Here is a 15,396-nt window from a genome sequence, read left to right on the forward strand (position 1 = left end):
ATGAAGACCATCAAGGGCCCGGCGATTTTTCTCGCTCAGTTCATGGGCGGAGAAGCGCCGTTCGACACGCTCGCCAGTCTTGCGTCGTGGGCGGCGGGACTCGGCTACAAGGGCATTCAGGTGCCCGCCGATCCGCGCCTGATCGACCTGGAGAAAGCCGCATCGAGCGATGCCTATTGCGACGACATTCGTCGCACGGTCGCGGATGCGGGCGTTGTCATCACCGAATTGTCGACGCATTTGCAAGGGCAGCTGGTTGCCGTGCATCCGGCCTACGACACGCTGTTCGACGGCTTCGCCGCGCCGCATGTGCGCGGCAATCCGCAGGCGCGCACCGAATGGGCGATATCGCAATTGAAGCACGCGGCGGCGGCATCGAAGCGGCTGGGCCTGAATGCGCACGTCACGTTCTCCGGCGCGCTCGCGTGGCCGTACGTGTATCCGTGGCCGCAGCGCCCGGCGGGTCTCGTCGAAGCCGCGTTCGATGAATTGGCCACGCGCTGGCGTCCGATACTCGATGAGTTCGACCGCGCGGGCATCGACGTGTGCTACGAGCTGCATCCCGGCGAAGACCTGCACGACGGCGTGACGTTCGAGCGTTTCCTCGCGGCCGTGGACGATCACCCTCGCGCGAATATCCTCTACGACCCGAGTCACTTCGTCTTGCAGCAACTGGACTATCTCGCGTTCATCGACATCTATCACGCGCGCATCAAGGCGTTTCATGTGAAGGACGCGGAGTTCCGGCCGAACGGGCGGCAAGGCGTGTACGGCGGCTATTCGGGATGGGTCGAGCGCGCGGGGCGTTTCCGGTCGCTCGGCGACGGCCAGATCGACTTCAAGGCGATCTTCTCGAAGATGGCGCAATACGATTTCCCGGGCTGGGCCGTGCTGGAATGGGAATGCGCGTTGAAGCATCCGGAAGACGGCGCGCGGGAAGGCGCGACGTTCATTCGCGATCACATCATCCGCGTGGCCGAGCATGCGTTCGACGACTTCGCCGGCAGCGGCGCGAGCCGTGAGCAGATGCGCGATGTGCTCGGGATTGGGAACAAAGCAGGAGAAAAGCGATGAAGCGCGTGCGGCTCGGCATGGTCGGCGGCGGCGAGGGCGCGTTCATCGGCGCGGTGCATCGCATGGCGGCGCGGCTGGATGACCGCTATGAATTGCTGGCGGGCGCGTTGTCGTCCGATCCGCAGCGAGCGGCGGCGAGCGCGGCGGCCATCGGCTTGCCGCGCAGCTATGACGATTATCGTGAGATGGCGCGCGCCGAAGCGAGCCGCGCCGATGGCATCGAAGCGGTCGCGATCGTCACGCCGAATCATCTGCACGCGCCGATTGCGACGGCGTTTCTGGAAGCCGGCATCCACGTGATCTGCGACAAGCCGCTCGCGGTATCGCTCGATGAAGGCGAGGCGCTGGCGAAGCTCGCGCGGGAGAAGAATCGCGTGTTTGCGGTGACGTACACGTACACCGGCTATCCGCTCGTGCGCCATGCGCGCGCGCTGGTGCGGAACGGCGCGCTCGGCGATATCCGCGTCGTGCAGGTGGAGTACGCGCAGGACTGGCTTTCGATGCCCGTCGAGACACAGGCGAACCGGCAGGCGGCGTGGCGCACCGATCCGGCGCTCGCGGGCCCGGCGGGTTGTCTCGGCGATATCGGCACGCATGCGTATCAGTTGGCCGAGTATGTGACGGGCATGCGGCCTTCGGCGTTATCGGCGGAAGTGACGACGTTCGTGCCGGGACGACGCGTCGACGATCATGTTCAGGCGATGCTGCGTTATGCGAACGGCGCGCGCGGCATGCTGTGGGCGAGTCAGGTCGCGGCGGGCGAGGAGAACGCGCTGCGGCTGCGCGTGTATGGCACGAAGGCCGGTTTGATGTTCGACCAGCAAGCGCCGAACGAACTGTGGTTCACGCCGGTCGGCGGGGCGTCGGAGCGGATCACGCGAGGGCGCGTGCAAAGCGCCGAGGCGCTGCATGCGACGCGCGTGCCGGCGGGGCATCCGGAAGGGTATATCGAAGCGTTCGCGCAGGTTTATGCGGATGCGGCGGAGTGCATCGCGCGAGGGACGACGCAGGGGGATGAGTGGGTTACGACTGTGGAGGATGGGGTCGCGGGGTTGAGGTTTGTGGAGGCGGTGTTGAGGAGTAGTGACGCGGACGGGGAGTGGGTGGGGGTGGAGTAGAGGGGACGTGTGTCCGATATCGAAATCCTTAAGCTGCCCGCGCGGCAGCGAAGTGAGCGCGGCTTTCCTTCTCTCTTGCATAGGTTCCAAAGCTGCCTCGCACGCGAGGAGGCGGACAGGCTTGCATCCGGTTCGTTGAGGCGCAGGCGCATGCTGCGGCCCGCCGCGTCCACGATCTCGGCGACATATCGAAGATGACGAGTTTGTCGGCAGGCCGAGGATGGCGCCGATTCCGTCGAGTTTCAGCGCGACGACCTACCGGGAAGGCGCGTTTTAGCAGATGGCGTGCAGCTACCAAGCGGAGCGAACGGCGGCGCCGGCCGAGCCAATTCTAAGGAAGAAGTCGACTATCGCCAACGCGCTTTGCCCGGTCGTGTGCCTCCACTCCCGAGGAGGCATCTTCCTAATTCGACGATTCTATCGAGATTCCGAAATCAACATACCCTTCGGCACTGATGACAAGACACCACGCCATAGTCTCATCGAAGAAGTAATGGTGTTGCGGTATGTTGAGAACTGCGAAAGACATGAAGTCGTAGAACTGTTCGGGCCTCACGCGCACCGCAAAATCAAGCGATGAGTCGTTCATATAGAAGATGTCGCCGGCGAGAACCGCATGTTCTATCAAACCACTTTTGATGAAGTCTCCGATCAGTCGGATCCAATTCTCATATGTTCCCGTCAATTGCCGATAGCTGTGATTCTTACATTTCGCCCAATCGATTTTAGAGCCTTTCCACTCGAATTTGCGCGCAAGCGAATCAGCCAGACCTTCCCACTCATCCATTATGAACGGAGGGGTTGGCATCCGAGAGATTGCCTCTCTTGTCTCGTCATCAAGCGTCATAAGTCTCTCCGCGGCTTCGATGGAAGATCGAACAAGTTCTGCAGTTTAGAAGCCACCGACTCTGATGCGTCGACCTCAATCATACACACGTCGCCGGCATCCCGACAGTCAGATCATTAACAATGCTAGGTGCACCGTTCTTGCGGCGCACGTCACTCACCCGCGTCGTTTCGAACCATCCTCAGCCAAGCAACGATTAGCGTGCACCCCTTACTTCACTTAAACCTATTGCCACTCATGTCCGCTCAGTTGGATTTTCCGCTTTAATCTCCTTCGCTAGGATACGCCCTTGCAACAGACCGTTGCTTTTCGAGGAGACCACGTGCATTAATCCTCGGGCAGACCCTTCGACACCTTGTCTCGATGCGCTTGCAACTATATCTTCCTAATTACAAGATATTCTGTTCCAAGTTCCGTTTGTAATTGATGCGCTAAAGCTTCCCCTTCGGTCTTGAATTTCTCGACCGCCTGCTCACTCTTGAACCCAGAGAGCATGGGATTATCTATGTTAAGTGTTGCGTCGAACGAGTTAGCCCATGCCAATAATCTATTTTGAAGGTCTACTGAGATCGGTAAGTCACTTGGATTTATGTTTCCGACTACCCCCGGAGATGCCTCCCACAGTGGGTAACACTGATAATCTGCCATAAGTTTGATATTCTCATCTTGAGTTCGCGGGATCGCTCGAACAATAAAGCCTTTACTTCCGACCGTTACCGCAATGTTTTGCGTTTCTTCGCAGCTTAGTCCAAGAGGATCGGTCCAACCAAGGTTGTTCGGAGCTAACCGTAGCGATTAGTACCGCCGAGTAATCCAATCGGGTCTTGACTGATGATTCTGCCGTTCCGGATCGAATAGCGATGCGCGTTGTAATGCAATTTAGATTCTCGATCGAAGTACTGCACTTGCAGCAATCCGCCAGAGTTACTCAAGCCAATATTCGAAGCTCTTATGCTTAATCTTTAATGATGATTCGGACAAGATGATCTCATGTGTTAAAAACCCATCCTCACAGAGCAGCATTTCATCGATCATCCAATCACCGTGCGACGCCGTTCCTACGGGCCAATCCGTTTTCTGCTTGTCGAAAACGTACCATTGCACGTTGCCATATTTCAAACGAAGACTCCCTTCGATAGCCCTGTTCAACAACAGTTCAATGTCAATAGCACCATCTTTCTCATCAACCTTTAGGTAGTCGATTCTTGCGTCATGCGGACATCTGGGATCGAGATGATCATAATGCCAGTCAGCAATCATGAACTGCAAGGCGTCACCCGAAAGCAGCTCTCGAATTCCATTCACATAGTCGGAATAAGCGGAGCTATCCATAGTGAATCCGTCATCGTTCTCGATAAGCTTAATGATTTTCATAAAATATACCGGATATTATCCTAAACCAAAACACCCGCTTCTTCGGACGTCAGCCGTGTGTTCTTTCGCCGCTTCACGACTTCCCGGGGCTCCTATTGGTGGAAGGGCCCCTATTTTTCTCAGTTCATCAATAGCAATGCCATTGAGCGCGTTTGCAACGTTCTCTGGAACTCTAACTTCTTGGCCCGTGGTTCCATGTTTATTGAAGAAGCCGTTCGGACCATACACGCCAAGTTCTCTCCCAGAAGCATCGTAAACGTGAATTTCGAACGAAGACTGTCCGCCCGTATTGAAACGATCTATTCGTCCTCTGTGACCATCAGGCAATGATAACGGAGCCTTAGGAGCAAGTCCTAAAGGATCGATCCATCCCAAGGCGTTTAGCGCGAATTCATATGGGTTGGTCCCGCCTCGCAGCCCAATCGGATCTTGCGATATGAACCTGCCCGTATTCGGATCGAAATAGCGATGCCTGTTGTAATGTAATCCAGATTCCGCATCAAAATACTGCCCCTGCAACCGAATCGGCTGATCGATCGTCTCGGTCTCGGCGTAATCAACGCCACCCGTCACGCCATAATGCGCCTCCCATGCGATCTTCCCGTCACCTGAACGCAGCCTCACCGGCGCGCCGTTCGCATCGTTCTGGTAATAGAACGTACGAACGGCTATCGCGCCAGCCGCTTCATCTGTCGAGCTGAGCTGCATCACAAGCGGCTCGAAGCTATTCAGATGATACGCATAGAAACGTCCCTGCTGTCGTGCCGGCGTGTCGCGCATGTCGCCGGCCATCGCATCGCCGTCCCATAGGAAGCGCGTATGTGTTTCGTCGGGCGCCGCGCTGTAAGGCCCACCCAACGCGACCTTTCCGATTCGCCTGCCCAACGCATCATAGCGATAAGCCCACCGCTCGTTGTGCGTGTTCTCGAACTCCGCGAGCCGCCCGAACGCATCCCACTTGAAGCACTGCACGCCCGAGCGGCGGTCATGGCGCTCGACCAGTTGCCCCGCTGCATCGAGCCACCAGCGCGCGCCGTCATGGTGCTGAACGTGCCGTCGGTTGCCATCCGCGTATTCGCTGCTGAAGCGGTCGCCTTGCTTGTCGTACACGAAGTAGCGCAGCGTCTGCGCGGGATCGGTATGCGCCACAATCCGCCCCAATGGATCGTAGCGATAGCTGTCCACGCCCAGCCGTGAATCATCGCGCTGCGTCAAGTTGCCCAGTGCGTCGTAGCGATAGGCGACGTGATCGACGGCACGCGCCGCCTGCATCGTCGTATGGCGCGCAAGCCGCCCGGCGCGGTCGTACTCGAGAACGTGATCGAGTTCCGCCGAGAAGCTCACGCGGCTTAGACGTCCCGCGATGTCGCGCGTGAAGCGAATCGGGGCTTGGTCGTCGATCTGTAGCGTCTGAGGATGGCCCAACGCGTCGTAGCCATAGGTCAGCGTCTGTTCGAACGATGATCCCGCCTGCGACCGCATTCTGCGCTGCTGCGTGACCAGTCGTCCGGCCTCGTCGTAGGCGTAGTCGATCGCGCCATCGAACGACGCCTGTTGCTGCGTTTCACGCGTGAGTCGGCCATCCGCATCGTAGGCGCGCATGACCGTCCCGTGCGCGTTGCTCGCCTCGGTCAACTGGCCTTTGCGGTTATAGGCGTAGCGTTCCTCTTCGGTTGGCTGTGCGCTTCGCTTGACGACGCGTCCCAACGCATCGCACTGAATGGCGAGGGCTTGCCCCAGCGGGTCGATGGTCCGTGTCAGATGACCGGCGGGATCGTAGCTGTACTGTCGCGCCTGTCCCCAATAGTCCACTTCTTCAATAAGTCGGCCGTTGCCATCGCGCTTGAGTTGCCACTGCTGGCCGAGCGGATTGCTCACGCCAATCAACTGTTCCTCGGTGTCATAGTGGTAGCGCGTGACGCTGCCGTCCGGGGCCGTGCGCGTGCGCAGCTTTCCTTGACCGAAGTAGCTGAACGTCGTGCGTTGACCCGCTTCGTCGATGTAGCGGATGAGATTGTCTTGCGCGTCGTACTCGCAGCGCACAAGGCGCGAGCCGGGCAGTTCGCACGCGATCAAGCGGTTCTTCGCATCCCAACGGTATGTCGTGACGTCTTCGCCTGGCGCTTCGCGGCGCAGGAGATTGCCGCGCGTATCGTGCGAAAGACGCATGCTGCGGCCCGCCGCGTCGATGATCTCGGCGACATAGCCGAGCGGGTCGTAGGCAATCGTCGTCGCCTGTCCGGTTGGGTCGACTACGCGTATAAGATGCCCTGCGGCGTCATAGTGGTAAGCCGTTTTGATGCCCGCGGGCGTCGTTTGATCGACGAGACGCCCGCGTGTATTCCAGGTCTGTTTCCAGACGCCGCCCTCGGGATCGGTGATCGCCACGGGCTTGAGCGTCTCATCATATTCGGTGCAGATCTGGCTTCGATCCGGCAGCGTGTGCGTGAGCACGTTGCCGAACGCATCGTATTCCCACGTGGTGCGATTGCCCGCCGGATCGACCATCGACGTCGCGCGCCCGAGGCCGTCATACTGATAACTGGACACGCCGCCCATCGGATCGGTCAGCATGATGGGCAGACCGCGCGCGTCGGCTTGCAGAAGCGTCACGCCGCCGAGCGAATCGGTGATGTGCGTCTCCAGATGCGTCAGGTCGTATTCGAAGCGGTAGTCATACAGCCCGCCATCGCCCCACGCATGATCGACGCGCCACAGACCATCGTCATGGTGCCGATGCGAGTAATAGAACGACAGTCCGTTGCGATCCGTATGGCGCACCATCAGATGATCGCCGCCGTATTCGAAGCGATACGGCATATCGAGCGCATCATGTACGGCGACGAGATCGCCCGCGCGGTCCTGCACGTAGCGCACGAGCGCATGACGCTCGCCATTTGCATCGTGCAGCGTGATCTCGCCGAGTTGGCCGGGCAGGCTTCCCTGCGCGCATTGCACGCTTCGCCCGGTAGGCACGTCGCCCGCATATTCGATCAGGCGCAACAGCGGTTGCTGCGGCGCATCGCGTCCCGTCCGCCAGCGAACGCGCCACGCGTTGCCGTTGAGGTCGTTAAGTTGCTCCGGCCATAGCGAGAGCGGTCGGTTTGGCGCCGCCGTCAGCGCGTCGTCGCGCCATCCATCGTGCATTGGAAAGCGATACTCGAGCGCTTCGCGCGTGCGCACGATGAAGCGCTCGCCGTCGCGATAAAGGGCATGGCCTCCCACCCCTTCGATGATCCGCGCGGACCATCCATCGTCGATCGGTATCTGCTCGAAGGCGACGAGCTTGCCGGGCAGACTGAGGATGGCTCCAATCTCGTCGTCGTGTTCGAACAGATCGAGGCGGATATCCGCAGGCGTGCGCCAGCCTCGGCCCGCAGCGCCCGGCAGAAGGTCGTGGCTCGCGTAATAGCGGTTCCAGACAAGCGGCAAGCGTCCGGTGACCGTGAAGTCGTGTTGCTCGACGATCACTTCGCCGGTCACGCTATCGACGGGTTCCCCGAAGACACGCTTGACGAGTCCCTTGATGAATCGCCCCCACAATCCATCTCCCAGCCGATCTTGAATCGCCCGCGACACGCCGCAAAACTTCGGCTCCTGCTTCATCGCGTGGGCGTGTGCCGCCTGCATCGCCATGCCCGCGAGCGCCGCGATGCTCGGCACGGGCGGTCCGCCTACCAGAACCGGGCGCGATGCGGGGATCGGCAGCATGACGGAGGTCGGCAGCGAGGGAGTTTCGCGTTTGCTGTGCTTTGCGTTGTACGATAGCGAGAGCATCCCCGCGAACCAGCAACTCAGCGCGGGCAGTAATGCGTAGGACATCGGGTCGCCGTTAGCGCGCACGGTGAGGCTGCCAAGGAACGACTCGCTGTTGCTGGAGGGCTTCGGTGCATCGTCAGCGGTGAAGGTGCCGCCTATAGGAAAGTGCAGACCAGGAGCGTGAATGGTCTGCGTACCCGCAGTGGTTCGCATCAGGCCGTTGACAAAGATCGGTCCGCCACCGCCGCCTGCGGCCATCATGACGCCCATTGACGCGATACCGACCGCCGCCGCTCCGATACTGCGCATGCCCATCTTCACGATGGAAGCCGCGCCCATCGCCATCATGCCGATGGAGACCATGCTGCCGACGCCTTCGGGCAAGCAACTCAGGTACTCCATTGGATCGAGCACCAGTCCAACGTGCGGGTGAGGCAGCGGGAGAATGGGGCCTGCGACTGTTTGAATCAGGTGGACGTCGATGCCGATAACCGGCGTCAGGTGATTGACTGCGAGCAGCGCCATTACGTCTGACCTCCTGCTTCAAGCGGTAATGCTTCGGCGAACTGCTGTGTCACTTCACCTGCGGGTAGCGGGCGGATGGTTTCGGGCCAGTTCTCGCCATAGAGGGCGACAAGGCGTGATGTCAACTCGCGCCGCTGTTTGTGGAACGAGCCGACGCGCTTGAGCAGGCTCTGCGCGACCATCTGCAGATTGCTGTTGGCGCGCATGGGGACGGGGATCAGGGCGCCTGCCTCGAGCGCGCGCAGTCCCGCGTCGACCGTCGCGTCGTCACGGCTTATCTGCGCGAAGCACTCGCTACACATGCGCCAGCCTTCGACGGAGAGAAACCCGTCGCGATCGGCTTCGGCCAGCTCGGCGGCTTGCGCGTAGCGCTCGGCTGCGCGCGCGTAGTCGGCTTGCATCCAGTAGACCGAGGCTTCGCCGAACAGGCCGTTGATGACGAGCTTGTTGCCTGCTTCATGGTTCGCCTGAACGGCCTCGCGCCCGGCCCGTGTCGCCTGTTCGTAAGCGGATAAGGCGAGTTGCGGCGAATCCCACTTGAGATACGCCGCGCCGGCAAGCAGATGCACGACGACGCTCTGGTCGGGCCAGCCTTGCGCCTTCGTGATCGTCAGAGCTTGCGAACGAAGCTCCTCCAGTCGTGCAGGGGTGCCGCTGGTGATGGTGTCGTTCAGCGCGACGAATAACCGTCGGAAGTCAGCGGCCGGGCCGCGTTCGCCGGAGTCGGCGATCAACTCGCGCGGCAACGCTTCCATGTGGTAGCGCCCGTGCAGCACTTTCACTTGTTGAGGACGTTCTTTAATGAGCCGAGGAAGCGGCTCGCTCTCGGTCCCCGTCAGCATGAGCCGCAGACGCTGGGCTTGCCATGCGTCCTGTTCGAGCCTGCCGAGGAGCGCGTCGAGCCAACGCTCGAAATCGGCCGGCTTGCGGATGGGTTCGGGTTCGATGACCAGCACTAATAGCGGAAAGGCGTCCGGGTGATGGCGCATCAGGCTGCCGGTCACGCGCAGCAGATAAGGCGTGGCCGCTTCGTTTCGATCCCGCAAAGGTGGCGTCCAATCCGCCGTCACGCCGTTTGCCGTCGAGGCTTCCTTGCCGCTTTCGTACCAGGCGATGATCTCGTCGGCCAAGGCGGCGGCGTAGTGGTCGGCATCGTCGAAGGTCGAATGCAGGCGCAGTACTGCGCTCGATAGCTGGCTTTGCCGCTGGATGTAGGCGGCGATCATGCGCTGATCGGCTTCGCTGGTGTGCCAGTAGAGGAGTCGCGCTTGGGGATCGCTTGCGAAACGGAGCCAGTCTTCGTGAACGGCCATGAAGCGGCGTTCGACTGGATTGGTGGGATGCCAATCGTTCATTTTGTTGTTCTAAGAGTCTGCCTGCGGAGGCACTCGCCGCTGTTGGTTTTATTGAGTTACGAAGCTGTTCTGTTGCTCTTGGCGCAGCGAGTCTGTTCGCGCGCTGCAAAAACGGTCGAGCTGCGAGCGGCTCGACACGACGGCGACACGCTATGCGGGATGTTTTTCGAGAGGAATCAGGGAAAGCGTTTAAGCCAAATACACTGATAAGCGGCAGCGATACGCCGAATCTGCCTGGGGACGATGTGCGCGGGAGCGAACGTGCTTCTCGAGGGGAGAGAGGGATTGTCGGTGCGATTATCCGAAAATTGCTTTTATTGACGGTTCGCAATTTCGTCGAGGGTGCTTATCGGGTCGACGTGGAGTCAGATTGCGGGATTTTCTTAGCTGCGTACGCGGCAGCGAACGACGTGTGGCGAGTCGCAGAGCGGCGGGGCGCTTTTCTAAGCTGCCTACGCGGCAGCGAACGAGCGGAGCGACGGCGACGAGCGCGGCGAGAATTCCTAAGCTGCCTACGCGGCAGCGAACGGTGGGCACTCGCTGATCTGGACCATCCCGTGTTTCTAAGCTGCCTACGCGGCAGCGAACTCTTGCCATTACTGCACGATTCGCTCCCCGCTTTTCTAAGCTGCCTACGCGGCAGCGAACAACGCCCCCGCAACAGTCGCCCGAGTGGCGTATTTCTAAGCTGCCTACGCGGCAGCGAACTTGTCGACGTTGCCGATGCCACGCAGGGCATATTTCTAAGCTGCCTACGCGGCAGCGAACGATCGCAGTCTGCGGGAGTGAGGGGTGCGGGATTTCTAAGCTGCCTACGCGGCAGCGAACTCGAAGGCGATCACAACTCAATTAGCGACACGTTTCTAAGCTGCCTACGCGGCAGCGAACAAATTGCATGATCGCGCTGAACCTCGCCGAGCTTTCTAAGCTGCCTACGCGGCAGCGAACCCCGCGAGTGCCGGGCACGGCCTGAACCTTCATTTCTAAGCTGCCTACGCGGCAGCGAACTAGGCCCAAACGACAGCAACCCGCTGATTAAAAAGGAAATTAGCGAAGACTCGGCCAAAGTACCAAAATTCCCGAACAGATCGTAACCCGTTGATCCTTCAGGCCCCCGAGCTCCACCGCCAAAAAAGGGTTAAAACCAGGGCACGCTGCCGCCGCAACTCAGCCCGTAAGCGTTGAACGCTCCCGGCACCGCACCCGACGCCGATACCACCTGCTCCACGAACAGGCAAAACGACTGCCCCGTGCTGGCACTGCGGAGTTGCACATACGGCAGATGCGGACGTCGCTCCACGCTGTCCGGAATCGCAGCCGCAGCCTGTTCTGCCGATTCCCCCTTGCGTCGCATACGACGTCGCCGCAACCGCTCGACATTGGTCTTGAACTGCCGGCGCTGTACGACACAATGCGCCGCATCCGGCGGCACCGATACGCAGCCCGTGACTTTCACATGATCCCTCATGCCCTGGAGCCAAGCTTGACTCATCAACGACTGCAGCTCGGTTTCCGTGCCATGCAATCGCAAAATGTCGCCCAATGTACGCGGGCGCAAGCTATACCCAGGAAAACTGATGCCGATGTGCTCCGCGCGAAGTTGCACCAACGCTCGATGCAGCTTCGCCACGCGCGCGCCCAGCAGATGCGCCGGGCTGAACTCGGGATCGGGTAACAGCGTGATGTCGATGTAGTGGCTGGTCATGGCCGTCAGCTCGCATCGCCGAATACGCCGCCACGGATCATCACGGCCATGACGAAGTGTTGCTGCTCGACAGGCGGCGTCTTGTCTCTGAGCAACCAGTCATCCAGTAGCGTGTAGAAATCCTGCTTCTGCTTGGGCTGACGATACGCCTTGCCTTGCGTCGTGACAGAGCCGTACGGCTCCACGGCGATCGGCCCGAGTTCGTGTGCGTCCGGGTACCACGTGTCGATGGTCCGCACAGCGTTTCCGATCTTCTGCGAGTGAATGGCAGCCACGTTTTGCACGTCGTAGAGCGTTTTACTCTTCCGGCTGTTGCCCTTGTCGAGAATCAGTTCTTGTGACGGGAACACTTCCTGTCCGAACCCGAGGCGCAAGTAGGCTGTGACCTGCAAGAGCACATGGGCATTGCCGGTCAGGCCGTCGGCTATGAGTTGGCCTAGCGCCTCGATATCCGAATCGAATTCGCTCATCGCGCGAAGACTGACGGACAGGGCGTCGAAGGACCAGGCCCGTTCCGATTGGCCGTTCTTCTGTTGCACAACGTCCACCTGCACGCTTTCCGCTCCGATGCGGTTGCGCCAAAGAAAGCGTCCGTTGGCCAAGTTGGCCGCATAACGCGTCGCCAATTCGGTATAGCCTTGTTGCGCGACGTAGCTATCAACGACGCCTTGCAGTTTCGCCCGGTAAGGTGCGCTATTACACGCCGATGGCGTGCCCGCGCCCGACAGCACTCGCAGCGTGAACTGAACTCTGAGCGTGTCGGCGTCGGCCGGCAATGTGGCGACATCGACAGTCTGCAGATTGGCATTCTGGATAGACGCATCCAGCTTCGCCGGATCCTGATCCTTGGTCTTCTGACGGTTGGAGATCGTGCCGCGCACCGATTTCTCTCGAATACGAATCGGCGTCCATGCTGATACATCGCCGCGATCATCCCAGCGGCCTGAGTAGAACAACGCATCGGACGGATCCAGTTTGCGCTCGAAGGCGAGGACGGATGCGGTAGTGAGTTTTTCAGACATATCTTAGGGTAACTAAACGAGGTGGTTAAACGACTCGATGAGCCCGGCGTGGGCTACATTTATTTAATCGAATTCGAGCATGTCGATATCGGCGTGCGATGCAGCCGAGTTATTAGGCCGGTAACCGCTCCGGCAGCGATACAGTCCGGTCGCAAGATCATTCTCCGCCCGCCACATCAGCTCATGAACGCTACTCAGTCGATGGGGGCTGATCCATTCGCCGAACGAGTAGACCGACTCTACAAAGACAAAGGGCGTGGAAGCATCGCGCGCGTTCGCGACGCTGCCGGCAGGAAGCGGCTCACGCAGCGCCGCAAAACCCACGGGTATCGGCACGGTCCACCCGCCGCCCTTTTGCCTGGCGGGATCGGCCCATTGCAGCCTGTTGCCGGGTGTTTCCCGAGTGTCACCGTCCGACACCGGTTGATGATTGAACCGCGCCGCGAGGAGCCAGGCATCGAGCAACGTAGCGCCTGGCTGTTCGCTAGTCAGCGTGCGAAGACGATCGGCTAGCAGATCGTCGCGTCCAACGAGCGCATAGCCTGGCAGCCACTGGCGTCGCCAACGAGCAAAGGCGCGTGCGTGTTCGTCGTAGTCCTCGGGAAGCAGTGTCATCCACGGCCGTGTGCGTCGTCCCGGTATCGGACCAGTCGGAAGCACGCTCCCACCGGCAATGCGCATGCGCGCGACCATTTCGCCGATCTGCGCGGCCCATTCGGCGAACTGCGCATCGTCATTGATTGGCCAAGAGGCGCTGACGCACTTGCTCGCGTGCGGTGTTGCCAGAAACGTCAAGGTAACGTCCAGATGCATGCGGCCTTCTTCCGCAATGGCTGCGGGCTTGCCATTACCATCCAAGGGATTGCGCGTCAGGCGAAACGTCTTGACGTATCCTTCGGTTACCTGCTCTTCATGGTGATGGCAAATCACGCCTACAGCGTCGAGCTTCACGGGAATGTCAGCGGCAACGAGTTTGCGTTGCAATGCCCACATGAGTCCCGTAAAGGCAGTGATGGACGGGAAGCCATGAGTGAGAGGACTCGAAATGGCGTTGGCGTTCTGCACGCGCAGATGCGGCAGCACGAGCAGCGCCTCGGGAGCGTTTGATCTGGTCATGTCTGTGGCCATGTCAGCGGGTTATTGCACATCGGGAATCGAGCCGCTCGCGTACGGTGCGTAGGTGTTGCATCCAGCTACCGTCGTCGTCCAAGAGTATTTTTCGCCATTCGCGAGACTCGAAGTAGCCGACCTCGGGAAGCTTGTCCCTCAACTGCGCATTGAGCCATTTGCCGAAACGCTCTCCCACATGAGCGGGCCAGTCCATGGACAGCCAGCGGCTGGCGAACTCGCCTTCTTCCGGCAACTCAGCCCGAAGCGGATCGAGCCACAGTTGCTCCTCTTCCGCCAGATCTTCGAAGGCTGCGTCCCTCGTCCAGCCCGCCGGATGTTGAAGCACTTCGCCGGCGTAGGCGACGAGTTCATCGACAAGCTCATTGACGAGCTCGCCGACGCGATCGCGCGTGTGCATGTTCTTCGGTCGGCTGTCTAACAACACGGACTCGAGATGACGTAGCGCGGCACGCACCGGCGGACGTGCGCCGAATGCCCTATCGAAGATGGAGCGGGCATTGACGGGAAGGTAGTTGGGCCGGCTTCGCCAGACGGGCGGTGGCAGCGATGAAAGCAGGTAGTTGTTTCCGCCGCGTTCGCTATTGAGTTGCGAGATGTTCTGCGGCTTCGTGCCTCCCAATTTTTGCACGGCGAGATCACGATATTCGCGATACACCCCGTCGAAAGGCGACCCGTTGCGGCGAGCTTGGCGGGCCAGCTTGTTCTGCTCGCCGAAACGCACGTCTTGCACGTCGTCATAAACCGCCTGAGCGAGCGACGTAGCGTATAGCGGCGCGAGAAGATGGTATTGCGTATCATCAGCGGCGTCTTCGCCTACGAGCCAATACAACTGCTTCGCCCGTGCATGTGAGCTAGCGCCGGCATCGCGCTCATCGGTCAGGCTGATAAGCGCGTCGCGTAGCGATTTGGCTATAGCAGGATTATCGTCGAGCGCTTGCAGCGCGTCGCGGTCGTTCTCTCGAAGAGCCTCTAGCAAGCTGCGTCCCCTGATCTGGAGCTTTAGCAGCTTGTACACGTCCAATGCTGCCGCGTTTCCCACCACATCTACCGCGAACTGACTGCCAAGCGCGTGACTGCCTAATTCACTCAGCGCCGGCAAGCTGGATGGCGCGATGTAAATATTGGTCCCGCGTGCCTCGGGATGCGTGGGCTTCAAGGAATGCGTCACAGCTTGAATTTGCTTGACGCGCCGCGCTGCGCTTTCAAGCCACGTTTCGCGTTGATGCTCGGCAATGAGTTCGGCGCGCTTGGGGTCTTCGGGCGGATGCTTGTCGAGCTTTGGCTGTAGCCGGTCAAGCAGGAATGCATTGATCGCGGCACGGAAGTTTGGATGGTCTTCCGTCCCATGTGAATCGGACATCTAATTACCCCTTTAAGAAATGCCCCGGAGAAAATAACGACCGGAGCCATGGTCGGCGAGGTTTCGTGCGTCGCGTCGACCGAAGCATAATGTTCAGCCGAAAGCCAGTCAACCTTTGCATTTGGG

10 protein-coding genes and 1 CRISPR repeat array are annotated in these 15,396 nt (G+C 60.0%); of the genes, 2 read left to right on the forward strand and 8 right to left on the reverse strand.

Features of this window, described 5'->3' with window-relative positions:
- Both LDZ26_RS13840 and LDZ26_RS13845 read left to right on the forward strand, forming a co-directional pair.
- Positions 1–1,074 (forward strand): sugar phosphate isomerase/epimerase, encoded by a 1,074-nt coding sequence (locus LDZ26_RS13840; RefSeq protein ID WP_244849750.1) that lies wholly within the window; start codon positions 1–3, stop codon positions 1,072–1,074.
- A complete protein-coding gene (locus tag LDZ26_RS13845; protein WP_244849751.1) occupies positions 1,071–2,192 on the forward strand; it encodes a Gfo/Idh/MocA family protein in 1,122 nt (373 codons plus the stop codon). The genes LDZ26_RS13840 and LDZ26_RS13845 overlap by 4 nt, the downstream gene beginning before the upstream one ends.
- 403 nt (positions 2,193–2,595) lie before the next feature.
- Here LDZ26_RS13845 and LDZ26_RS13850 read toward each other — a convergent pair whose 3' ends face one another.
- From LDZ26_RS13850 to csy1, 8 genes are all read right to left on the reverse strand, one after another.
- Positions 2,596–3,039 carry a hypothetical protein gene (locus tag LDZ26_RS13850; RefSeq protein ID WP_244849752.1) on the reverse strand — a complete coding sequence of 148 codons (444 nt, stop codon included), beginning with the start codon at positions 3,037–3,039 and terminating at the stop codon, positions 2,596–2,598.
- Positions 3,040–3,963: 924 nt separating this feature from the next.
- Positions 3,964–4,413: a hypothetical protein gene (locus LDZ26_RS13855; RefSeq protein WP_244849753.1), complete on the reverse strand. Its 450-nt coding sequence runs from the start codon at positions 4,411–4,413 to the stop codon at positions 3,964–3,966.
- Positions 4,414–4,428: 15 nt separating this feature from the next.
- The gene (locus LDZ26_RS13860) at positions 4,429–8,697 is read right to left on the reverse strand and encodes an RHS repeat-associated core domain-containing protein (protein ID WP_244849754.1); all 4,269 of its coding nucleotides are present in this window, start codon (positions 8,695–8,697) and stop codon (positions 4,429–4,431) included.
- Positions 8,697–10,052: a hypothetical protein gene (locus tag LDZ26_RS13865; RefSeq protein WP_244849755.1), complete on the reverse strand. Its 1,356-nt coding sequence runs from the start codon at positions 10,050–10,052 to the stop codon at positions 8,697–8,699. Before LDZ26_RS13865 ends, LDZ26_RS13860 begins: the two co-directional genes overlap by 1 nt.
- 379 nt (positions 10,053–10,431) lie before the next feature.
- Positions 10,432–11,060: direct repeats of the CRISPR family, unit length 28 nt; unit sequence TTTCTAAGCTGCCTACGCGGCAGCGAAC.
- A 130-nt stretch (positions 11,061–11,190) separates the two neighbouring features.
- On the reverse strand, positions 11,191–11,757 hold the full coding sequence (gene cas6f / locus LDZ26_RS13870) for a type I-F CRISPR-associated endoribonuclease Cas6/Csy4 (RefSeq protein ID WP_244849756.1): 567 nt from the start codon (positions 11,755–11,757) through the stop codon (positions 11,191–11,193).
- A gap of 5 nt (positions 11,758–11,762) precedes the next feature.
- A complete protein-coding gene (csy3, locus tag LDZ26_RS13875; RefSeq protein WP_244849757.1) occupies positions 11,763–12,779 on the reverse strand; it encodes a type I-F CRISPR-associated protein Csy3 in 1,017 nt (338 codons plus the stop codon).
- A 63-nt stretch (positions 12,780–12,842) separates the two neighbouring features.
- Positions 12,843–13,895, reverse strand: coding sequence for a type I-F CRISPR-associated protein Csy2 (gene csy2 / locus LDZ26_RS13880; protein ID WP_244849758.1), 1,053 nt, complete (start codon positions 13,893–13,895; stop codon positions 12,843–12,845).
- 13 nt (positions 13,896–13,908) lie between these two features.
- Positions 13,909–15,270, reverse strand: coding sequence for a type I-F CRISPR-associated protein Csy1 (gene csy1, locus LDZ26_RS13885; protein ID WP_244849759.1), 1,362 nt, complete (start codon positions 15,268–15,270; stop codon positions 13,909–13,911).
- Between the last annotated feature and the right edge of the window lie 126 nt (positions 15,271–15,396).

The sequence above is a fragment of the Caballeronia sp. SL2Y3 genome (assembly GCF_022879575.1).
GTDB lineage: Bacteria > Pseudomonadota > Gammaproteobacteria > Burkholderiales > Burkholderiaceae > Caballeronia.